Annotated in this window: 19 protein-coding genes; 16 read left to right on the forward strand and 3 right to left on the reverse strand. The window is 61.7% G+C overall.

The genetic code is table 11. The annotated features are described in order from the left end of the window. The first annotated feature begins 299 nt into the window (after positions 1-299). The 5 genes from BRAGE_RS54350 (at position 300) to rlxS (ending at position 5,128) form a co-directional block, all read left to right on the forward strand. Positions 300-452, forward strand: a complete 153-nt coding sequence (locus tag BRAGE_RS54350; protein ID WP_156950842.1) for a hypothetical protein — start codon at positions 300-302, stop codon at positions 450-452. A 278-nt stretch (positions 453-730) separates the two neighbouring features. Then, complete coding sequence (locus tag BRAGE_RS0109425; RefSeq protein WP_141263351.1) at positions 731-1,549, forward strand: DUF2285 domain-containing protein; 819 nt, start codon at positions 731-733, stop codon at positions 1,547-1,549. A gap of 150 nt (positions 1,550-1,699) precedes the next feature. Continuing rightward, positions 1,700-1,921, forward strand: coding sequence for a helix-turn-helix domain-containing protein (locus tag BRAGE_RS0109430; protein ID WP_027559878.1), 222 nt, complete (start codon positions 1,700-1,702; stop codon positions 1,919-1,921). Further along, positions 1,911-2,450 (forward strand): S26 family signal peptidase, encoded by a 540-nt coding sequence (locus tag BRAGE_RS0109435; protein ID WP_051377759.1) that lies wholly within the window; start codon positions 1,911-1,913, stop codon positions 2,448-2,450. Before BRAGE_RS0109430 ends, BRAGE_RS0109435 begins: the two co-directional genes overlap by 11 nt. A gap of 701 nt (positions 2,451-3,151) precedes the next feature. Further along, positions 3,152-5,128, forward strand: a complete 1,977-nt coding sequence (gene rlxS, locus BRAGE_RS0109440) for a relaxase/mobilization nuclease RlxS (RefSeq protein ID WP_027559877.1) — start codon at positions 3,152-3,154, stop codon at positions 5,126-5,128. 66 nt (positions 5,129-5,194) lie between these two features. Here the strand turns inward: rlxS and BRAGE_RS48125 are convergent, their stop codons facing one another. From BRAGE_RS48125 to BRAGE_RS48130, 3 genes are all read right to left on the reverse strand, one after another. Then, positions 5,195-7,792, reverse strand: a complete 2,598-nt coding sequence (locus BRAGE_RS48125; RefSeq protein WP_035729530.1) for a DUF2235 domain-containing protein — start codon at positions 7,790-7,792, stop codon at positions 5,195-5,197. Between the two features lie 58 nt (positions 7,793-7,850). Then, positions 7,851-8,423, reverse strand: a complete 573-nt coding sequence (locus tag BRAGE_RS0109450) for a hypothetical protein (RefSeq protein ID WP_027559876.1) — start codon at positions 8,421-8,423, stop codon at positions 7,851-7,853. Positions 8,424-8,664: 241 nt separating this feature from the next. After that, on the reverse strand, positions 8,665-9,828 hold the full coding sequence (locus BRAGE_RS48130) for a Fic family protein (protein ID WP_051377762.1): 1,164 nt from the start codon (positions 9,826-9,828) through the stop codon (positions 8,665-8,667). A 615-nt stretch (positions 9,829-10,443) separates the two neighbouring features. On the opposite strand from BRAGE_RS48130, the gene BRAGE_RS0109460 reads away from it, so the two are divergent. Genes BRAGE_RS0109460 through BRAGE_RS56730 form a run of 11 tightly spaced genes read left to right on the forward strand, consistent with a single transcriptional unit; the run spans position 10,444 to position 22,174 of the window. Beyond that, the gene (locus tag BRAGE_RS0109460; protein ID WP_027559875.1) at positions 10,444-12,471 is read left to right on the forward strand and encodes a conjugal transfer protein TraG; all 2,028 of its coding nucleotides are present in this window, start codon (positions 10,444-10,446) and stop codon (positions 12,469-12,471) included. Between the two features lie 11 nt (positions 12,472-12,482). Then, entirely contained in the window at positions 12,483-13,034 is a 552-nt protein-coding gene (locus BRAGE_RS48135) for a hypothetical protein (RefSeq protein ID WP_051377764.1), read from the forward strand. Further along, positions 13,027-14,010: a P-type conjugative transfer ATPase TrbB gene (trbB, locus tag BRAGE_RS0109470; RefSeq protein ID WP_027559874.1), complete on the forward strand. Its 984-nt coding sequence runs from the start codon at positions 13,027-13,029 to the stop codon at positions 14,008-14,010. The genes BRAGE_RS48135 and trbB overlap by 8 nt, the downstream gene beginning before the upstream one ends. An 18-nt stretch (positions 14,011-14,028) precedes the next feature. Next, positions 14,029-14,397 carry a TrbC/VirB2 family protein gene (locus BRAGE_RS0109475; RefSeq protein ID WP_231164071.1) on the forward strand — a complete coding sequence of 123 codons (369 nt, stop codon included), beginning with the start codon at positions 14,029-14,031 and terminating at the stop codon, positions 14,395-14,397. Then, entirely contained in the window at positions 14,397-14,654 is a 258-nt protein-coding gene (locus BRAGE_RS0109480) for a VirB3 family type IV secretion system protein (protein WP_027559872.1), read from the forward strand. The genes BRAGE_RS0109475 and BRAGE_RS0109480 overlap by 1 nt, the downstream gene beginning before the upstream one ends. Further along, entirely contained in the window at positions 14,648-17,215 is a 2,568-nt protein-coding gene (trbE, locus tag BRAGE_RS0109485; protein WP_027559871.1) for a conjugal transfer protein TrbE, read from the forward strand. The genes BRAGE_RS0109480 and trbE overlap by 7 nt, the downstream gene beginning before the upstream one ends. Before the next feature lie 27 nt (positions 17,216-17,242). Continuing rightward, positions 17,243-17,995, forward strand: coding sequence for a P-type conjugative transfer protein TrbJ (gene trbJ, locus BRAGE_RS0109490; protein WP_084334414.1), 753 nt, complete (start codon positions 17,243-17,245; stop codon positions 17,993-17,995). Positions 17,996-18,006: 11 nt separating this feature from the next. Continuing rightward, a complete protein-coding gene (gene trbL, locus BRAGE_RS0109495; RefSeq protein WP_027559869.1) occupies positions 18,007-19,170 on the forward strand; it encodes a P-type conjugative transfer protein TrbL in 1,164 nt (387 codons plus the stop codon). Positions 19,171-19,173: 3 nt separating this feature from the next. Next, a complete protein-coding gene (gene trbF / locus BRAGE_RS0109500) occupies positions 19,174-19,878 on the forward strand; it encodes a conjugal transfer protein TrbF (RefSeq protein WP_027559868.1) in 705 nt (234 codons plus the stop codon). Next, a complete protein-coding gene (gene trbG / locus BRAGE_RS0109505; RefSeq protein ID WP_027559867.1) occupies positions 19,875-20,900 on the forward strand; it encodes a P-type conjugative transfer protein TrbG in 1,026 nt (341 codons plus the stop codon). Before trbF ends, trbG begins: the two co-directional genes overlap by 4 nt. Further along, on the forward strand, positions 20,897-22,174 hold the full coding sequence (locus BRAGE_RS56730; protein ID WP_027559866.1) for a TrbI/VirB10 family protein: 1,278 nt from the start codon (positions 20,897-20,899) through the stop codon (positions 22,172-22,174). The genes trbG and BRAGE_RS56730 overlap by 4 nt, the downstream gene beginning before the upstream one ends. The last annotated feature ends 2 nt before the right edge of the window (positions 22,175-22,176 follow it).

Genomic DNA, 22,176 nt, shown 5'->3' on the forward strand with positions numbered 1-22,176 from the left:
GCCGCCCGAATTCGCCGGTCGCCTCGGGGGGTATCGGGAATGCAAAGCCTTGCCGCTGAGCAATTGCGTCACCCGATAAGGCGCTCGAAATCGCCCATACCAGCGTAGCGGTTAAGGCTTTATTTACCTGCCCTTGGCCGCCCCGATTCGGTGTGAGAAGGCTCATTCGCGCGCCGATTTGGCGGGTTCCGAGTCGTCTCAGAGTCAATCGGGCCAGCCGCAAATTTAGGCCGATAGGGTGGCCGCGACTCATCCTATAGGTCGGACCTCGCGCAAATGCGCGCCTTGTGGAGCCGACAATGGCGGACCCGGTCAGAGCGTTTCCACAACCGCAGGCGGTCGCGCTGAGGCGTATTTGTCTCGCCCGAGCGGCTGTTTGTCTGTCGGCGCTGACCTCGACGGCGGTGCTGTTGTCGAAGGTGATGCCGACCGTGATCGGTGGGCTCAACTGACGCGAGGTGGCAATTAGTAGGCAGGCTTGCGCGTCCCGCATCGAACCATCTCCAAATGAAAAGCAGGACCACATTGCGCAAAACCGCGCACGCAGTGCGGGCTAGTCAACCTGTCCCTTCTCGGTTGCTCCGTCAGTCATAACGCCAGTCATCTTTGCCTGACCCGGAAGTTCGGTGGACTGACGTGCGGCGGTCGGTGAGAGCGGTTCGCCGGGAGGCCGCGCTCCCGCCTCATTTGGCCGGAACGATCCGGCAAAAGCACTCTGCTGGGGCGCAATTTGAATCCTTTGGTGAGTTCGAGGCCTGGTCGCGGCGACGATCAGGGGGCTTCCAACGATCACGCCGACTACGACGGCGGCGATTGGGCGTGGGAGTTTTTACGACGGAATGCCGATTACATCGCTGACTGGCGAAGCTCCGTACCCCAGCAAGTGCCCTGCATCACTCTGCGCGATGGGACCAAGCTGTTGCGGCTCAGGCGACGGTTCCGGCGCGCCGAGAAGTGGGGATTGCACGCGTTCGCCGATCCAAAACTCTGCGCTCACAAGGCGAATGTGTTCTGGCATGCCAAGGCCTTGAAGCGGGTGGTGCGGTTGAGAGCGACGAGGCCGAGCGAGGGCGAAGAGGCGAGAGTACGTCGACTCGCCGACTTCAACGCCCGTCGGCAGGCGGTCATCAATGCCGATGGCGTCCCGCTGATCGTGATGAAGCGCAGTGGCATTTGCGTTCCTCTCGAAATCAGCGGTCTTTCCAACCTGACAGCGCCGTTTGTGCCGGTCATTGAACTGCATGACCTCGACGATCTCTCAGCTCAAACCGAACTCTTGAAGCGTCTGCAGCGCTTCACTGACGTCGATTTTAGAGCGATTCAAAGATCTTCTCTTCCGAGCGACGAACGCCTTCAGCATACTCTTGTCGCGCTCGATGAGAGCCTCAAGGGCAAGACGTACCGACAAATCGCAATTGCGATCTTTGGAGAGAAAAAAGTTACTGAAGAATGGCACGGACATAGTCAATTTTTGCGTGATCGCACGCGACGCCTCGTTGCAAAGGGCACCGAATTGATGAAGGGCGGCTATCGCGATCTTCTGGGCTGATCGCATTTTGCGTTCTCTTTTTGACGACTCTTGCTCGCGCGGGATGGCGAAAAAGAAGCCTCAATCTTCGCCACTCCCCAAAACGCGCCCGATCTGACGACGCTTCTTTTCGCATTCTCTGGTTGTGCTGAATGCGGGAAGGAAAGTTGGATGACCACGAAAACTGACGACAAGGAACCGGACAAGCCGTTCCTCAACACGGTGGAGGCGGCCGCCTGGCTCAGGCTCACCAAGAACACCCTGGAAAAGATGCGGGTGCAAGGGCGCGGACCGGCTTACCGCAAGCACGGACGCTATGTCCGCTATCACATTGAAGACCTCGTCGAATGGTCGCATGCGAGCAAGAGGAGGTCGACCTCCGATGCCGATTGATCGCACGAGACTTTGGCGCCAGGCCTCCACGCTGTCGGCCATGTGCGCCGGCATCATCACGCTCCTGATGTCGTCCGCCCCCGCGGTGCCGGTGCTGATCTACAATGCCACCGGCAGCGCGCCGCTCGGCTTCTATTATCTGGAGCAGCGGCTGCCGGCGCGCGGCGAGCTCGCGGTCTTCAAGCCGCCTCCTGGGATCGAGCTCCTGATCATCGCGCACGAGATCCTCCCAATGCCCGTGCCGCTCCTGAAGCGGGTCGAGGCGACTGGCGGAGACGAGATCTGCCGCGCCAAGGCGCCGATCGGCACCATTTCCATCAACGGCAAGGTTACCGCCGAGGTGCTCGAGAAGGACCGGAAAGGGCGGCCTCTGCCGGCCTGGGAGGGCTGCATGAGGCTGGTGGAGGGAGAATATTTCCTGCTGCAGCCCCACCCCAATTCCTTCGACTCGCGCTATTTCGGCCCGGTCCTGCGTTGCGATATCCTGGGTGTCGCGCGGCCGATCTGGACGTGGAGTCCGGATCTTTGACATCAAGAACAACAGAGCTTGTGCGCGCCCTTTTCGGACGCGCACAAGCTTTGCGCGCGCGCCAAATCCGCCGGCGGAGAGTAGCTGCGCGCACTCAAGAAGGTTGATTTATCGAGATCAGAGGCCGGAGCAGGAGCGTAAGCGCCGGCGGCTGCACATCGGGTAGCTCGTGATATCAGCCGTCAGTTTCCAGGCTCGCTGGCGCCCCGTGACGGACATTCGGTATGCATTCGAAACGCTGCAACACGGTCACGATGCTAAGAATTTCGGGTTTGCTACTAAAGGATCTTCGCTCACGCGGGCAAGAATTCGCGGTGCTGATGGCAATACGGGCGATGCCTCCGGCCCGCGCTCTACTCGTCGCTGCGCTCCTCACCGAGCCACCCTACGGGTGTCTCGGCCCCTTCGGGTAACGATCGCTATCGCGAGCGCGCGCGAACAGCGGGGCTTCACAAGTCAACTGCCAAGTCGCGGCGGCTCTTTCGCTAGGAAAGCAAAAAGCGGGAGGGCAAGATAAAAGCACTGGCGCTACGGAGCGCCTAAGCCGTTGTCTGCACATCCAAGATTTAGCGCTCTCCGTATCTTCGTTGTCACCATGTTCGACCCAACGCAATGGCGAAGTTGGGCAATTGCGTCTGCGTCTTGGCGAACGCCCCTCGGCTTCACATATCGCCGGCTCATTCAAACGTCGGACGCGGGCGATGCGAGAAATCGACGACGAATTCGAAGTGAAGCTTGGACGGATCGGCAACCGCAGGGCCCGGAGGGCGACCAGCTATCTTCGACGCGTCCGCCAGGAGGCGACCAAGGCCGGCGCCAGTGTGCGAACAGGTTCGTCGTTCTCAGGCGGCCGCATCGGCCGCGGCCACGCGCAAGGTGCGGTGCTGGCCGGGCGCGGGCGAAGCCAGGGTCAACGCCGGGTCGTGGTCAAGGCCCGGATCGTGCGGATCAAGTCCGGCGACCTAGGTGCCGTGCGAGCTCACCTCTGCTACGTCCAGCGCGACGGCGTCACGCGCGAGGGCGAGCCGGGGGAGCTATACGACGTCAGCAACGACCGCGCCGACGGCAAGCGCTTTACGGAACGCAGCGCCGGTGACCGCCACCAGTTCCGGTTTATTGTGGCACCGGAGGACAGCGCTGAGCTGGCGGACCTGAAACCCTTCGTCCGCGACCTCATGCGGCAGATGGAGCAGGATCTCGGCACCAAGCTCGACTGGGTTGCTGCCGATCATTTCAACACTGGCCATCCCCATACGCACATCGTCTTGCGCGGCAAGGACGGCGAAGGAAACGACCTCGTCATCGCGCGCGACTATATCGCTCATGGCTTTCGGTCGCGGGCTGCGGAACTCGTCACGCGAGAGCTCGGTCCTGAAACGGGGATCGAGGTCGCGCGCAAGCTTCAGCAGGAGGTCACGGCCGAGCGGCTCACGCGGCTTGACCGGAGCATCCTGCGAGATGTCTCTAGCGGAGCTGTTGAGTTGGGTGCGTTGTCGGGCCGGGAGCCTAGCTGGCAAACGGCGCGGATCGGACGGCTGCGAACCCTGGAGCGGATGGGGTTGGCGGAAGAGGCCGAGCCGGGGCGCTGGCGGATCGCCCCTGAGCTCGAGCCGAAGCTCAGACGCATGGGGGAACGCGGCGACATCATCAAGACGATGCACCGCGAGATGGCTGCGGCAGGAGTTAGGCGGGCGGCAAGCGACTATGCGATCTTCGATCCGGAAGGAAGCGCGCATCGCCTGGTCGGGCGGGTCGTCGGCGAGGGGTTTGCGGACGAACTGACGGAGCGCCGCTATGTCGTGATCGATGGGGTGGACGGACGGACACACTATGCCGAGATCGGTAGCCTTCGAGCCAACGAAGAGGCGCCCGTCCGGAACACAATCCTGGAGCTCCGGGCGCGCGTCGCGGAGCCGCGCGCAATCGATCGCACGATCGCTAGCGTCGCTGCCCGCCATGGCGGCATCTACAGCGATCGTCTGCACCGGGAATTCGATCCGCAAGCGTCGGGCGAATTTGTCGGAACCCACGTGCGGCGCCTGGAGGCGATGGGGCGCGAGGGGATGGTCAGCCGCCTTGCCGATGGCAGCTGGAGCGTAGGACGGGATTATCTGGACCGGGCGCTTGAATACGGGAAGCTCCAGCAAACGCGCAATCCGGTGCGGGCCGCGGTGCTGTCATGGCAACGGCTCGAGGATCTGCCGCACGCGCTGGGTGCCACCTGGCTCGACCGCAAGCTTGTTGGGAGGGAGCCCGATGGGCTCGCATCGACCGGCTTTGGGGCGGAGGTGGAGACGGCGCTCCGAACAAGACGGCAATGGCTGATCGAGCAGGGGCTGGCGCGAGAGGCGCGAGAGGAAGGCGGCCAGATCCGTTTTGCCCGGAATATGCTTGAGACGCTCGAGGCGCGCGAGCTAGCAAGGACTGCGGCCGACATATCCACGCGAACCGGCCTTGAACATGTCGAGGTCAAGGCGGGCGACAAGATCGAGGGCGTTTACCGGCGCATGCTGACGCTGAACAGCGGGCGGTTCGCCCTGATCGAGCGATCCCATGAGTTCGCGCTGGTGCCGTGGCGGCCGGTGCTGGAGCGAGCGCGCGGGCAATTGGTCACCGGGCAGGTGGGCGGGGAGGGAATATCCTGGGCAATCGACATCAGGCGCGGAATTGGGCGGTAAGGACGGCTGTCGCCAAGAGTTTTCTTCCCTTCCCGGCGCAGTGCGCAGAGACGTCTCCGCTTCAACTCAGCGGCTTTCAACGGTGATCCTCGCCTTTCCGGTGTTGCCGATCCAATCTGCAACGCTCGATTCATAACCCCACCAGCCGAACATGGGCTTGTTTAGGTAGACGAACAGTTCGCCGTCGCGCTTCGGCGTGAGAATTTCGGCAAGCTGCTCGGACGCATCGGGCACCTCATACTCGACGTCATTGACCCGCACATCATCGTTCTGGTTGGGAGGTGCGCGGTCGAGGAAATCCTCTTCGTTGCCCCTCGACCCGATACGAAAAATAATGCTTCCCCATGGGCGGTCGAATGTGTGGCGGAACGGGTAGAGTACGGCCATCGTTGCTGCCTTAAGGAACGGCAGGCGGCCTATCGGCTGTCCACCCATATAGGATTCCTCCCCAAAGAAGGTCCATTTGCCGGATGGGGGCTTTGTGTCCGGGGCCGGCAATCGCTGGACGACTATCCGGTAGTCTCTACCCGTCCTGACGAAAACGCCCGTCGAAATGCAGACATTGTTCGGCGTGTTCCTGGCCGAAGACGATGTATCAAACGTAATCTCCGTCCTTTGGCTCCTTGTGCCTTTCTCCGTGCGAGCGGCGAGTCCGGCCGTCTCGGTGCAAAAGTGTCCCAGCCCGTCGCGGATGTTGAAGAGATAGTGGCTGCCAAAGGCGACGGCCAGATACAGAATCCCAACTGCAGACAGCGCAGGGGCAAGATAGAACTTAAATCCTCGAAGTAGCGCTTGATAGAATTTTGATTGCCGAAGCTTTCTGACGCAGACCTTGGGAAGGAAAAAGAAGGCAAAGAACGCCCAAAGAGCTGCGCGGACTGGTTGCGCGGTATAGGTCAGCAGGACGTCCTCCCAGCTCTCGGGTAGACGCAGCCAGCCGAGCCGGAGCCAGTCGAATGCGGGATACAGACCCAGATAGAGAATAGCACCGGCAAGCAAGACCGCCAGGATGGGTGAGACAACCCGGGGAACTTTGGATACTGCGGGTTGGTTGCTGCCCGGCAAAAACCGCGTCCATAGAATTCTCATGCTGTCATTGATCGCACTCTTCAGCCGGGCACTGATCCAGATCAGAAATGCGACCAGCGAGGCCCACACGACAAACCATCCTGGATCTCGTGCATAGGCGTCGATCCAGCGCGTGGCCATGCCCGGCAGGAAGTTGCCTATCATCCGGATCGTATCGGACAGGAAACGGAAGGATGTCCGTAGCTCCTGGAACGGGTAGCTGTCTCTGAGCAAAGGATAGAGCAGCAGATAACCGGTAACAAACACTGTCAGAAAGTAGATCGCGCGCCGCCGCCAGACGCGGTCCCAGATGGCTTCCTGCGCATCGTGTCGTGTAGCCGATGCCGTCCCTTCAGAAATGGCTGTGCTGTTCTGCTCGACCGTTACTTTGGTGCTGGAGATCATCGGTCCGGTTGGCCAATACGCGACGCGCGGATCGCTGCAGCGGACGACCTCATACTTTTTGGGAAAGCCGATCGGCGCATAGAAATGTGCGCCGAGCTTGATCCTGCCGAACACCGCTTCATGGATCTTCGGGACTGGTCTGGGATTTAATGTGCCGTCGGGAGCAACGGTTGCCGGCATTGCATCGTAGAAATCCTGGATCTTGCGAGGACTATAGCGATAGTAGCCGCCGAGCCCGCTGCGGGAGTCGTAAAGCCTGCCATCCTTATCCTTGGCCGAGTCTGTACTTATGAGCGCATCTGGTTCGGCGTCGGGCATGTCCTTGAAAACGAGACCGGCGTCTTTGGCCTCCGACATCATCCAGGCCAATGAAATGTTTGCGAGAGAATCGTCCGGGTAGCCGCCGCCGACGTTGGAGTGCACACCGGCGAACCAGACCTGCAGGAGTTGCTCGCGGCCGGCTTCGCGATTGATGCCGCTTGGTTGGGTATTTGCCTCGTCCTCATCCCACAAAACAGGATGGAATGTCGCACGTTCGTCGTCGATCGCTAGCGCGTGCCGCGCTTTCTTGATACTGGGATTAAAGTGTTTGTTCGGCAGCTCGAGGGGCCACAGCCAGTCATTAACGCCGCGCGTCATTTCGTCGATCGGCAGGCCGTAGGCTGCAACCGTGTCCCACACGCCCACGAATTCGATGGATTCGACCGTGCGCTCGCGCGGCTTATAGAATCGCTTATCAAGCCATGACTGGATGAGGCGAAACGGATATTGGAGATTCCAGACTGGATATTTGTCGTGGCGATAGGCGCGATAAGCCGCACGCGCCTTCCGATCCAGTTCTGCCTCGTTTGCGAACTTGACGAGCCCCTGATTGAGCACCAAGCCAACAACGATCCGAACGGTAAAAGCACCGCGGCTGAAGCCAAAGGCATAAATCTTGTCGCCGTCCCGGTAATTACGGCAGAGGAATTTGTAGAGGTTGAGAACGTTGCGCTTCAGGCCATAACCGAAGGCGCCGCCGAGAATGGCAAGCGGCTTGAACGATGATGTGCCGACGCCGTCATCGTAGATAGCGATCTGGTCGGACGTCTTGAGATCGAGCGACTGAAAGGTCCGCCAGACGTTGGTTCGCCAAACCTTGCCTGCTGCGTTGCCCGTGCCATCCGATAGCAGAACGATATTCTTGGACATCGGCTTCCTCCAGACGAACAGGGGTCAGCATTGATCAAGAGCAATTGCAGGTACCGGCTCATACGGGCCGGCCCGGCGGAAAAAAGAACAACAGCAGGTTCAGCGCACCAAGGAATGCGAACTGGCCAATAGCCATTGTCGCCGTCGCGAGCTTCAGAGCGGTGAGCGCAGCGAGTACTCGGAACGAGTCAGGGGTGAGCCGGATCCACAACTTCAAAGTTGCCGCAAGGCCGGTATCTTCCGCGAGATCCGCCACCATGTAGAAGGTGGGGAGAATCCACCAGATCCACGTCGGAACGGCAGAAAGAAAGCCTAGCCGGTCAGCGAGCGAGGTGGATGAAAAGCCAAGAAATAAACCAAGGCAAATCAGGAAGAGGATGTCGAGGGGGAATAGGACGGGAAAGACATATCCGCGGATCGCCTTTGCATGCGTGCTGTCCGCAAGCCAGCGAGCGAGAGTTGTCTCGCTCAGAACTTCCGTCTGAGAGGGAATATACTTGAGCCGCTCGAGAAATCGCTCCGCGACGTCCTCGCCATATCGTGGGGCGACAAGAAACTTCAGCGCAAGAGACAACGCAAGCGTCAGTCCGAACAAAACAAGGATCGTTCGCACAAATATGCCCTCGTCCAAAAAATCGGTCTTCGATCGAAGCCGCTCTCGCCCGTATTCAATCCTTCCGGGTACCTTCTGAGGGGCGGATCGGTCCCCATCCTCAATGCAATTTCTCGATATTGTCACACTTTCAAGTTGCTTGGCTAGATCAATGCAGCTTTTCCCCAGAACCCAGGCGGGCGCGCTACATCTAATCGATGGCAGGAAGTGCCTGATCAGGCAGGTAGGTCCTGTTCCCCAGCGGCTGGCCGGGTAGGGATCATGATGGGTCGTCGTCGCTAGTCGGGCGATGTGTTGCACGTCCTGGCGCAACGGCGCTTAGGGACACGAGGGAATAGCTCGTACTCCTCCCGCCCCCCTCGTCCTTGACGAGGATACCCTGATTGACGAGACCTTGGATGTCGCGCAGGGCGGTATCAGGCGAGCACTTTTCGATCGTTGCCCATTTGCTCGATGTCAGTTTGCCTTCAAACCCGTCCAGCAGACGGTTCAGCATATCGCGCTGCCGCTCGTTCAATTGAGCCGTGGAGTGGCGCTTCCAGAAGTCGGCTTTTTCGAGCACGGCTGCGAGAGTAGTCTCGGCACCGCTGAAGGCGCGGTCGAGACAGCCTAGGAACCACTCAAGCCAGGGTGTGATGTTGAGATCGCCTTTCTGCGTGGTCTCCAGCAAGTCATAGTAGGTCTTCCGCTCGGTCCGTATCTGGGCCGACATGCTGTAGAAGCGTTGCGGGATCCCTTCGGAGCGGGCAAGCGACATGTCGGCGATGGCACGCGCGATGCGTCCATTGCCGTCCTCGAATGGGTGGATGGTCACAAACCAGAGATGCGCGATTGCAGCCTTGATGAGCGGATCGGTGTTCTCTTCGGTATTGTACCAGTCGAGAAACGCAGTCATTTCGGCATCGAGCTTGTCGGCCGTCGGTGCTTCGTAGTGCACGCGCTCACGTCCATAGTCGCCCGAGACGACCTGCATCGGTCCTGACGAGGCATCGCGCCAGGCTCCCACAGCGATCTTCTTCATGTTGCTGCGGCCGGTCGGAAACAGCGACGCATGCCAGCCAAACAACCTTTCCGCCGTGAGCTCGGCTTTGAACTTCTGAGTAGCGTCGAGCATCATCTCGACAACACCCTCGACGTTGCGATCGGCTGATGGCAGAGCGCCTGCGTCCATGCCGAGGCGACGCGCCAGTGAAGAGCGCACCGCGTCCTTATCGAGTTTTTCCCCCTCGATTTCGCTGGATTTGAGGACTTCCTCGGTCAGGCTCGTGAGGACAGCCTCCTCCTGCTGGGGGAAGCCGAGCGCCTGCATCCGACCGATGAGCTGGCCCTGGCGCAGCCGTACGGCCGCGAGCTGCTTCGCCAGGGCGTCGCTATCCCAGGAAAAGTGAGGCCAATCAGGTAGTTGGTGAATATAGTCGGGCATTCCCCGCGCTCCTTGCGGGGAATATGGCGGCTTTTCCCCGCAACCGCAACGTTAATTACCGCAAAATATGCGGAGAATAGAGCCGGCATTCTCCGCATCGGACCGGACTCGCCCGCCCGAAACAGGATCCGTTGGAGCTTCCGCCTGACGCCCTCCTTTGAACTTCGAGGGCCTATCCAACCCGCCGGCGGATGGCGCTGGGGTGCTGTCTGGATCGCCATAGACGTCCGCCGAGGGCTGCGGGCGAGTTCGCGCGCTTATACTCATTTCGCGAAGTGAGTATAACGCGCCGTTTTTCAGTTAATCGGTCGATGCGCACCGTCGAACATTGCGATCGAGTAGGCGGTCGATTCGTTCTCTCTCGATCGGTACCGGCTCGTGCGCGGCGCACATCGAAGCGAGCTCGGTAAGTGATCCAGCTTGATCAGGCCGTTCACAGTCTATTGAGCTGCTTCCTCAAAGAAGCCGAGATTTGCGCATCAACGATCTCGCATCGATAGACTTGATCGACACGGATCTCGTTGCCGCAACCGATTTTTATTCAGGTTGAATACGAAGGCGTCTGCCGCTTTTCATCTTGCCGCGCTCGTTCGCGAGAGTTGAGTGGGGCAGAAAATGTTTCCGGCGAAAATCTATATCGGCCAGATCGCCGTCGTACTCGGCATCGTTGCCGTTTCGACGTGGGGCGCAACGCAATGGACTGCCGCAGCTCTCGGCTATCAGCATCGCCTCGGTGAACCCTGGTTCTTGATTATCGGCTATCGCGTTTATCTGCCCTGGCGGTTGTTCGAATGGTGGTTTGCCTATGAGGCCTATGCGCCCGAGGTGTTCGAGGAGGGTGGAGCGATTGCTGCAGCTGGCGGCATCGCAGGCGCGCTTTTTGCGATCGTCAATTCGGTGTGGCGCGCGCGCCAAAGCCAGTTGGTGACGACTTACGGCTCGGCACGCTGGGCAACGCCGAAGGAAATCAAGGCAGCCGGCCTGTTCGCGGCCAAGGGCGTATTTCTGGGGCGCCTCGAGAACAACTATCTGCGCCACGATGGACCGGAGCACGTGATGTGCTTTGCGCCGACCCGGTCGGGCAAGGGCGTGGGGCTGGTCTTGCCGACATTGCTGTCGTGGACGTCGTCAGCGGTGGTGCACGACATCAAGGGCGAGAATTGGGAGCTGACCTCCGGCTGGCGTTCGACGTTCTCGCATTGCCTTCTGTTCAATCCCACGGATGAGCGGAGCGCCCGCTACAATCCACTGCTCGAGGTGCGCAAGGGGGCTGCCGAGGTCCGTGATGTCCAGAACATCGCCGATATCCTGGTCGATCCCGAAGGGGCGCTCGAACGCCGCACCCATTGGGAGAAGACCAGTCACTCCCTGCTGGTCGGCGTCATCCTTCACGTCCTTTACGCAGAAGAGAAGAAGACGCTCACCCGCGTCACCGAGATCCTGGCCGATCCGGCGCAGTCCTTTGAGAAGACACTCAGGATCATGCTGGCCACCAATCATCTCGGCACCGAGGCGGAGCCGAAAGTACACCCCGTCGTCGCCGCGACCGCACGCGAGCTGCTCAATAAGTCCGAAAATGAACGGTCCGGCGTTCTATCGACCGCCGTGAGCTTTCTCGGGCTCTACCGCGATCCCGTCGTCAGCAGAAACACCGAATCCTGTGATTGGCGCATCGCGGATCTCGTGAGCGCCGAGAAACCCGTCACGCTCTATCTCGTCGTGCCGCCCTCGGACATCAGCCGTACCAAGCCGCTGATCAGGCTGATCCTCAATCAGATCGGCCGCCGGCTGACCGAGACGCTGAACACCAAGGCCGGTGAGCCCATACACCGCCAGCTCCTGATGATGCTGGATGAGTTTCCCGCGCTCGGCCGGCTCGACTTCTTCGAAAGCGCGCTCGCATTCATGGCTGGCTATGGCATCCGCGCTTATCTGATCGCCCAGTCGCTCAACCAGATTGCAAAAGCCTATGGCGAGAACAACGCGATCCTGGACAATTGTCACGTGCGCATCGCCTTTGCCGCCAATGACGAGCGCACGGCCAAGCGGATCTCGGACGCACTCGGCACCGCGACGGAACTACGAGCACAGCGCAACTATGCCGGCCATCGGCTGGCTCCCTGGCTTGGCCATGTCATGGTCAGCCGCCAGGAGACCGCGCGTCCCTTGCTGACACCAGGCGAGGTGATGCAGCTGCCGCCCGACCAGGCGATCGTGCTGGTGTCGGGGCTGGCACCGGTCCGCGCGATCAAGCTGCGGCACTATGAGGACGCAAACTTCGTCAGCCGTCTGCGCAAGCCTCCATCCTTGGTAGGCGATGCGTACGCCGATCGGCCGCCAGCCCGCAGCGACGATTGGCGGGGCGAGGTGCGCTCCACCGATCTTCGCCTTGCGACCCTGCCGTATCGCGAGCTCATGCAGACGGGCGGCGAAGAGGGCGGTCTCAAGCAGCAATTGCCCTTGTTCGACGAGGCCGTGCCCGCTGTGAACGAGACTCGCGCCTTCGAGGAGCGATTGCTCGATGACGAGACCGACGTCGCCGCCGATCGCGGCCAGATGCAGCAGGCAGCAAGCGCGACGAGCGCCGTGCGCCGAGCCCACGCCGTCACCCGCGACGATGACGACCTTCTTCCCTCGTTCTGAGAGTATCCCTGATGAAACCGAAACTGTCGGCCTACGTGTCTGAAAGTGTGGCGGAGCGCCTCGAGCTGGCCGCCAAGCGTCCAGGAACCAATAAGTCATCCATTGTGGATGCCGCGCTGGATCGCTTTCTCAACCCTGAGCGGGACAGCAGCGGCGATGCGGCGCTGATCCGTAGGCTCGATCGCATGAGCCGTCAGCTCGATCGAGCCGATCGCGATCTGTCGGTGATGGCGGAGACCATCGCGCTCTTCATCCGCTACTACTTGACCATCACCCCGCCGCTGCCGTCTCAAGATCAGGATGCAGCGCGAGCGCTCGGCCGTGAGCGGTTCGAGATGTTTGTCGCCCAGGTCGGCAAACGCGTCGCCTCCGGTGGCCGGCTCGTCGCCGACGTCATGGACCGCGTCAGCGCCGTCAAGCCGGATCTCTTCATGCGTAGCCTCGAGGAGGGCGCCCCTCTGGGCGCTGCCCAACCCGGCGATACTGGTTCCCGCGCGCAGGGTGCGGCGGGTGAGCCGCCGGGGCATTCTCCGGCAGGGCGAGAGGAGGTCGGCAATGTCTGATCTCCTCTCGCCAGAAACCCGCGAACGACGCCGGGGCATGCTGCGGACCGCGATGGGCCCGGCGATCGCCCTCGCTCTGGAAGAGCCTGATGTGGTCGAGGTCATGGTCAATCCCGACGGTAGGCTTTGGCTCGACCGGCACGGGACGGGCCGCGCTGATACCGGCGTTGTCCTGACGCCACAGGAGTCCGAGCGGATCATCCGGCTTGTTGCCAGCCACGTGCGGGCGGAAGCGAGCGGCTCGTCGCCAATCGTCTCGGCGGAACTCCCCGAAACGGGGGAACGCTTTGAAGGCGTCTTGCCGCCGGTCGCGCTCGCGCCTTGCTTTGCCATCCGCAAGCCGGCGACCACCACGTTCCGTCTGTCCGACTACGTCAAGGCGCAGATTGCCTCGCCTTTGATGGCAAAGGTGCTGACCGCTGCGGTCACCGAGGCGCGCAGCATCCTGGTCGCCGGCGGCACCGGGTCTGGCAAAACGACGCTTGCCAACGCCCTTCTTGCGGAGATCGCCGGCCTCGAAGAGCGGGTCGTCATCATCGAGGACACTCGAGAACTGCGCTGCGATGCAAAGGATGCCGTGGCGCTGCGGACCAAGCCGGGCGTGGCGAGCCTTGCCGACCTTGTCCGCTCCACGCTGCGCTTGCGGCCAGATCGCATCGTCGTCGGCGAGGTCAGGGGCGCCGAAGCCCTCGACATGCTGAAGGCCTGGAATACAGGCCACCCCGGCGGAATTGCCACTATTCATGCCAACTCGGCCCGAGCTGCGCTCTACCGGATCGAGCAACTCATTCAGGAGGCGGTCGCAACCGTGCCGCGCCGGCTCATCGCCGAGGCGATCGACCTGATCGTCTTCATCAAGGGGCGGGGGCCCGCACGGCGGATCGAGGCCGTCGCCGAACTCAAAGGTCTCGACCCGTCTGGCGACTACCTGCTCGAGACCCCGCCCGGACTTCCAAACACCTCCCATCGCCCCTGACCTCAAGGAGACTGCAATATGTCCATTCGACTGCGTCTAAACCTGCGTTCAAGCCTTAGCGGCTTCTGCTCGGTCGGCGGGTTGCCGCTGGTCACGCTCGGTGCGGCGTCGGCTTGCGTGCTGCTCAGCGTCACGGCGGCACACGCTGCCGGTTCGGGCATGCCCTGGGAAGCTCCGCTCGAACGAGTCCTGGAATCCGTGCAGGGGCCCGTCGCCAAGATCGTCGCCGTCATCATCATCACGGTGACCGGCATATCGCTCGCCTTCGGCGACACCTCGGGCGGATTCCGCAAGATGGTCCAGGTCGTATTTGGCCTCTCGATCGCCTTCGCTGCGAGTTCGTTCTTCCTTTCCTTCTTCTCGTTCGGTGGCGGAGCGCTGATCTGATGCGCCCGGATGGTTTTGAACTCGTTCTCCATCGTTCGCTGACCGAACCCATCCTGATCGGCGGCGCCCCGCGTGCCGCCGCCATCCTGATCGGGACACTCTCGGCCGTGCTGGCGCTCGGCCTGCGCCTTTGGTTCGCAGGTCTCATCCTCTGGGTCATCGGCCACAGCGCGGCCGTGTGGCTTGCCAAACGCGACCCCGCCTTCGTCGAGGTCGCCATCCGTCACACCAAGCACAAGGGACGGCTCGCATGCTGAACTTGAGAGAATTCCGCGGCAACGCCTACCGGCTGGCTGATTGGCTGCCTTGGGCATGCCTGGTCGCGCCAGGCGTCATCCTCAACAAGGACGGCAGCTTTCAACGGACGATACGCTACCGCGGGCCGGACCTCGACAGTGCGACCGAGGCCGAACTGATGAGCGTCGTATCTCGCGTCAACAACGTTCTAAAGCGCTTTGGCTCAGGCTGGGCGCTCTTCTTCGATGCCACGCGCATCCCAACTGGCGATTATCCGAGGTCGGAATTCCCTGATGCGGTGTCCTGGCTGGTGGATGAGGAGCGACGGGCCGGTTTCGAGGGGCCGGCCGGGGTGGCGTGGGAGGATCCTTCACGCCCCGGCGGGCAGCACTTCGAAAGTGTGCAGCATCTGACCTTGATGTATTTGCCGCCGGCCGAAACGGTCTCGCGCCTCGAAGGCCTGTTTCTGGAGCGTCCCCAGGCGAGGAATCGCGCGGCTGGGGGACAACGCGCTCGTAGTGGTCAAACACCCAAACCTCATGAGCGCGGTGACATTACCGACGGGGAGACCGACGGCCAGCGAAGATTTGACAGCGAGCAGAAAGGCTACCGCGATCATCTCCAAAGATTCATCCAGGAAACCGATCGGGCGATCGATCTGCTCTCGTCAGTCTTGCCCGAGATCTGGCCTCTCAGCGACGCGGAGGCGCTCACCTATCTTCATAGCTGCATCTCGACCAAGCGCCATCCGGTCAGCGTTCCCAAGATCCCGGCCTATCTCGATTGTTTCCTAAGCGATGAGCCTTTGACTGGGGGACTGTCGCCGGCGATCGGGCGGAGCCATCTGCGCGTGTTGACGGTCCTTGGGTTTCCGCACGTCACCTTTCCAGGCTTGCTCGACGAACTGAATCGGCTCGGCGTTGCCTATCGCTGGGCCACCCGGTTTATTCCGCTCGACCGTACGCAGGCAAACGCAACCCTGTCGCGCTACCGTCGGCGGTGGTTTGCCAAGCGGAAGTCGCTCGGAGCGATCCTCAAGGAGGTCATGTTCAACGAGCAGGCAGCGCTGCTTGACACTGACGCCAGCAACAAGGCGCTTGATGCCGACGCGGCGCTCTCCGAGCTCGGCGACGATCTGGTTGCCTTCGGCTATATCACCACGACCGTTACCGTAAGCGATGAGGACTCCCATCAGGCTGATGAGAAGATCCGTGCGGTCGAGCGGGTGATCAATAGCCGGGGCTTCACGGTCATCCGCGAGAGCGTCAACGCCGTGGAAGCCTGGCTCGGCGGTCTGCCCGGCCAAGCCTATGCCAACATCCGCCAGCCGATCGTCCACACCCTGAACCTCGCCCATATGTGCCCATTGTCGGCGGTATGGGCCGGACCCGAACGATGTGAGCACCTCGACGGCCCGCCGCTTCTGGTCGCCAAGACCAAGGGGGCGACCCCGTTCCGGTTATCGCTCCACGCCGGCGATGTCGGGCACACCATCATTGTCGGTCCAACGGGAGCGGGCAAGTCGGTGCTACTTTCGATGCTCGCGCTGCAATTCCGTCGATATCCGAACGCGCAGCTGATCACGTTCGACAAGGGCCGGTCAGCACGGGTCACCACGCTCGCATTGTCCGGCTCCTGGTACGAGCTAGGCGCCAAGGGCGGCATTGCCTTTCAACCGCTCAAGGATGTCGCAGAAGATGGGGCGAGAGTCTGGGCGCTCGACTGGCTCTGTGGCGTGCTCGCCCATGAGCGCGTGACCGTGACCCCCGATGTCAAGGAGACGCTCTGGTCGGCGCTGAGGAGTCTCGGGTCCGCGCCGGTCTCGCAGCGGACGATGACCGGCCTCGTCGCGCTGCTTGCCCGCGACGCGCTGCGGCAGGCGCTGCAACCCTACACGCTGGAAGGACCCTATGGCCGCTTCCTGGACGCGGACGCCGACCGTCTTTCCGGTGCCGACGTGCTCACCTTCGAGATGGAAGAACTCATGGCTTTGCCGGGGTTGGTCGCTCCGGTCCTGACCTATCTCTTCCACAGCCTTGAGGACCGCTTCGACGGCCGGCCCACGCTGCTGGTGCTTGATGAGGCCTGGGTGTTCCTGGACGATCCGCTCTTTGCGAGCCGAATTCGCGAATGGCTGAAGACACTGCGCAAGAAGAACGTTTCGGTGATCTTTGCGACCCAGTCGCTGGCCGATATCGCCGACAGCCAGATTGCCCCTGCGATCATCGAATCCTGTCCAAGCCGCATCTTCCTTCCGAACCCCAGAGCGCTGGAGCCGACCCAGACCGAGACCTATCGCCGGTTCGGCCTGAACGACACGCAAATTCGCCTGATCGCGGAAGCCTTCCCGAAGCGAGACTACTATCTGCAGTCGCGCGCCGGAAACCGCTTGTTTGAACTCGGCCTCGGTCCGGTGGCGCTCGCGCTGGTCGCGGCGTCCTCGCCTGAGGATCAACGGACCGTCGATGCGGTCCTGTCCCGCTCCGGCCCCCATCACTTTGCCAAGCGCTATCTCGCTGAACGAGACCTGCACTGGGCGGCGAACCTGATCAGCACCTTCGAACAGGCCCAGAAGGCCTGACCTCAATCTCAATTCCTGGAGTCTTCCATGCTCGAAAGTGTCGGCCGCATGTTCTTGGGTACAACTTCAAGAGTTATTATCACAACGATACTATCGATCGCGATCGCCGTGAATGGTTCGCAACGGCTTGGCGCGTTTGGTATCGTATTCGATCCTTCCAATTACAGCCAGAATCTCCTGACTGCCGCACGAGCGCTTGATCAGATCAACAATCAGATCAGGAGCCTCGAGAACCAAGCGCAATCGCTGCGCAATCAGGCAAAAAATCTCGCCGCCCTGCCGACGAGCGTCGTCGGCCAACTCACGTCGACGATCACTCAGATGAACACGCTGATTGGTCAGGCCAAGAACATTACGTTCGATGTTCAGAAAACCCAGCAGGACTTCGCGCGGCTGTATCCTCGCCAATACGCGGCGGCGGTTTCGTCCGACAAGATGGTGCAGGATGCGACCGTACGTTGGGACAATAGCTACGATGGACTGAAGCAGTCGCTCACGCTTCAGTCCGCAATCGTCGGATCGTTGGATCAGGACGGCCAGACGCTTCGAACGCTCATGGCGAATTCGTCCGCTGCGGTCGGCTCGCTACAAGCCCAACAGTCTGGCAACGAACTGCTCGCGCTGCAGATCAAGCAGTCGTTGCAGGCCCAGGCGCTCATGGCAACGCAGGCGCGCGCGGACACGTTGCGTGCAGCCGAACAGCAGGCATCTTCGGCGGCCGCGAAGGAGCGATTCAATCGCTTCATCGGCGATGGCCATGCCTACACCGCCGGTAAGTGAGTGAGGACGCCATGGCTGATCTCTCCGTCATTGACCGGTTCACCGACACCTTCTCGCGCTACATCGACTCCGGATTTGGCCTTCTGTCCGGCGACGTCTCATTCTTAAGCTCAACGTTGATCGGCATCGACCTGACGCTAGCAGGGCTTGCCTGGAGCATGCGGGCGGACGACCACATCATGGTCACGCTCGCCAAGAAGGTGCTTTATGTCGGTGCTTTCGCGTTCATCATCGGCAATTTCAAGAACCTTGCCGATATTGTCTTTGCGTCGTTCTCCAGCATCGGACTGAAGGCATCCGGCGGGAGCTTGAGCGCGGCCGACCTGGCGCGCCCAGGCTTTGTTGCTTCGGCCGGGTTCACGGCCGCCCATCCACTTCTCGAGGAGACCGGGCAATTCTCTGGGTTTGATGTCCTGACCAACCTGCCGACGATCCTGATCCTGCTGTTCTGCTGGATCCTGATCGTGCTCGCGTTCTTCATCCTCTCGGTGCAACTCTTCGTCACGCTGATCGAGTTCAAGCTCACAACGCTTGCAAGCTTCATCCTCGTGCCGTTTGCCCTTTGGGGAAAGACTGCGTTCCTCGCGGAAAAAACCCTCGGTAACGTGGTCGCCTCGGGGGTGAAGGTGATGGTTCTCGCAATCATCATCGGCATCGGCTCGACTATCTTCGGGCAGCTTGCAAGCACGTTGACGAAGCCGGTCGATATTGTATCGGCCATGAGCTTGTTGCTGGCGGCTCTTTCGCTGTTTGGCCTTGGCATTTTTGGGCCAGGAATCGCGGCGGGATTGGTCTCAGGTGCGCCCCAGCTAGGCGCTGGAGCTGCCGCCGGAACGGTGGCGGGCGCGGCGGCTGTGGTGATCGGCGGCGGAGCGGCAGCCGCCGGAGGCTTGCGCCTTGCGGCGGGTAGCTCAATGACCGCGATGCGATCCGCAGCGTCGCTCACTGGTGCGTCTTCGGCAGCCGGCGCATCAGCCCGCGCCTCGACGGTGGATCAGCTATCGAGTGCGAGCACTGGCGGCGCGGCGAACGGAGCGGCTGCATCAGGTGCCGGGCGTGGGGCGGGTCCGTCAGGACGCGGACACGCGAGGGAAGCGGCCCAAGTTGCAGCCCACACCCTGAAAGAGGGCGACAAGGGTGGGCATTCGTCGGGCCCGAAACTGGGGGAGGAGTAGGATATGGCTGGTCACCCCTTTCAGCGCGTGTCCGTCCGGTACGGCGAAACGCCAGAGCCGGTCACGCCCTATCAGAAGGCAGCTCAGGTTTGGGACGAGCGGCTTGGGTCCGCCCGGGTGCAGGCCAGCAACTGGCGGCTGGCAGCGCTGGCAGCCATCGGCCTGTCCAGCGTCCTCGGATTGACGATCTTCACCCAGATCGCTCGCTCCGGTGTCGTTCCCTACGTGGTCGAGGTCGATCGGCTCGGTGAAGTCCGAGCAGTTGGGCCGGCGCTTGAGGGCTACCAGCCGTCAGATGCGCAGATCGCGCATTTCCTTGCGCGGTTCATCGAGAACGTCCGCTCGCTGTCGATAGATCCTGTCATCGTCCGGGCGAACTGGCTGCATGCCTATGACTTCGTCACCGACCGGGGCGCGCAAGCCTTGAACGACTACGCGCGCGAAGCCGATCCGTTCACGAAGATCGGCTCCAAGACGGTGACCACTGAGGTCACGTCCGTGGTGCGTGCGTCCGGCGACAGCTTCGAGATCCGCTGGAAAGAAAACACCTACGAGAATGGCGCGGTCGCGAAGACCGAGCGCTTCACCGGTCTCGTCACCACCGTTCTCAAGCCGCCGGCGGATGCCGAAACGCTGCGGAAAAACCCCCTCGGCCTCTACGTCCATTCCCTCAACTGGTCGCGCGACCTCATCGGAGACGCCAAATGAATTCCAAAGCCCTCACCAAGCTCGCGTCGGCCAGCGTCCTTGCCTTGTCGCTTGGGCTCGCCGGATGTGCCACCAAGCTCAATCTCGAAGCACCCTATGATGAGATGACATTTGAGAAGGCCCTTCCAGAGAGCGATCCGCCGGCGCCGGTGCAAGTCGTCGAAACACCCAAGGTCCTGCCGTTGCCTGGCCAGCTGAAGCCGTTTCCGACGAAGGCCGCCAAGGAAGAGAAACTGCCGCCGGAGCAGGCGATCGCGAAAGCGAACAAGGCCGCGCGGATGGAGCCCACACGCGCCGGGTATATCAACGCCATCCAAGTTTATCCCTGGACAGAAGGAGCGCTCTACCGGCTTTATGCAAGCCCGGAGAAAGTCTCGACCATCGCGCTGCAGCCGGGCGAGGAACTGATCGACGTTTCCACGGGCGATACGGTTCGCTGGGTCGTCGGCGATACATCGAGCGGACAGGGGCGCTCGCGGCGGGTACATATCCTGGTCAAGCCGACGCTTCCGGACATTCAGACCAACCTCGTGGTGCTGACGGCCCGGCGCGCCTATCACCTCGAGCTCGTCTCGACCAAGCAGACCTACATGGCGTCCATCTCATGGACGTATCCGACCGATACGCTCGTCGCTCTTCACAAGCAGAACGCCACGGCTCAGGAAAGCGAGGAGCGGATCGCCGATCGCGGAGTGCGCCTCGACAGCTTGAATTTCCGCTATCGCATTGAAGGCGACGATCCTCCGTGGCGGCCGGTGCGCGCTTTCGATGACGGCCGCAAGGTCTATATCCAGATGCCGTCCGGCCTGCCGCAAGGCGAAGCGCCGCCTTTGTTCGTCGCCGGAGCCGATGGCCGGCCAAACCTCGTCAACTACCGGGTCCGCGGTTCATACTACATCGTCGATCGGATGTTCGGCGCCGCTGAGCTTCGCCTTGGCGAAGATCCGCAGCGCATCGTCCGGATCATCCGCATCGATGCGCGGCCGGTGTCTCAGATCTTCGGTACCGGGAGCGCTACATGACGAGCTTGGATCCGAGTCCCGAGCCGCTGGAACTGCGGGCTCGGCCGCGAGCCGTTCGGCGCCTCAACAAGCGCGCTCTTATGATCGGCTGCGCGGTCGCGGCGCTGTTCGTGGGCGGAGCGATACTTATTGCGCTCAAGCCGAGCTCCTTCAAGCAGTCTGAGCGAGCGGAGCTGTACAATACCGACCGCAAGCAGACGGCTGAGGGCCTGAGCAAGCTGCCAAGGTCCTACGAGGAGTTGCCGCCGTCTACGCCGCGGCTAGGGCCGCCGTCGCCTGGAGACATTGGCCGGGCCTTCGCCGAAAACGAGAAGAAGGCTGGCGTCGCTCCGGACGCTGGCTTCCGAACCAATCCGGAGGAAGACGCCGAACGGGCTGAGCGGATTCGCCAGACGCGGATCGCTCAGCAGGCAAAGGAATCGGGCTTGTTCGTCCGCCTGTCGGAGAAGCAGGACAAGCGCAAGCAAGCAAGTACGACGGAGGCGCCGGCGGCCGCTTCTCCATCTGAATTCCGGCCCCCAACGCCCGATACAGGTCCATCTGCCGCGGAACTTGCAAAGACAGCGCAGGCGATGATCGATCGCTCCAGCGAAATCATCCCGTCGTCGCAGGCGCGAAAGCTGGCCTTCGTGGGCGCGAAAGCCGACACCGAAACCACCAATTCCCATGCGCTCAAATCGCCGCCATCCACCTATGCGGTGATGGCAGGGTCGATCATCCCGGCTAGCCTCGTCACTGGCCTGAATTCGGACCTGCCTGGCACCACCATCGGCCAGGTCACGGAGAACGTTTACGACACGGTAACCGGCGAGCATCTCTTGATCCCGCAGGGGACAAGAATCGTGGGCAAGTACGATAGTGTCGTCGCCTTTGGCCAGAAGCGGGCTCTGGTCGTCTGGAGCCGGCTCATACTGCCGAACGGCAATTCAATCGTGATCGAGAACTTGCCGGCGACAGATGTTGCGGGCTACGCGGGGCTCGAGGACCAGGTGGACTTCCACACTTGGCAGTTGCTCAAAGGCGTGGCTCTGGCCACCCTGATCGGAGTAGGGACTCAGCTATCGATCGGCAGTGACGAGAGCGATCTCGTGAAGGCGCTGCGGGAAAGCACGCAGCAGACGACCAACCGTGCGGGGCAGCGCCTGGTGGAGCGCGAGCTCGACGTCCAGCCGACGATCACGGTGCGGCCAGGGTGGCCGCTGCGGGTGATTGTTTCGAAGGATCTGGTGCTGAAGCCGTATCAAGACGTTCAGACGGCGGCGAAGGGCAGGTGAGG

Source organism: Bradyrhizobium genosp. SA-4 str. CB756 (assembly GCF_000473125.1).
In the GTDB taxonomy this organism is placed as follows: domain Bacteria; phylum Pseudomonadota; class Alphaproteobacteria; order Rhizobiales; family Xanthobacteraceae; genus Bradyrhizobium; species Bradyrhizobium arachidis.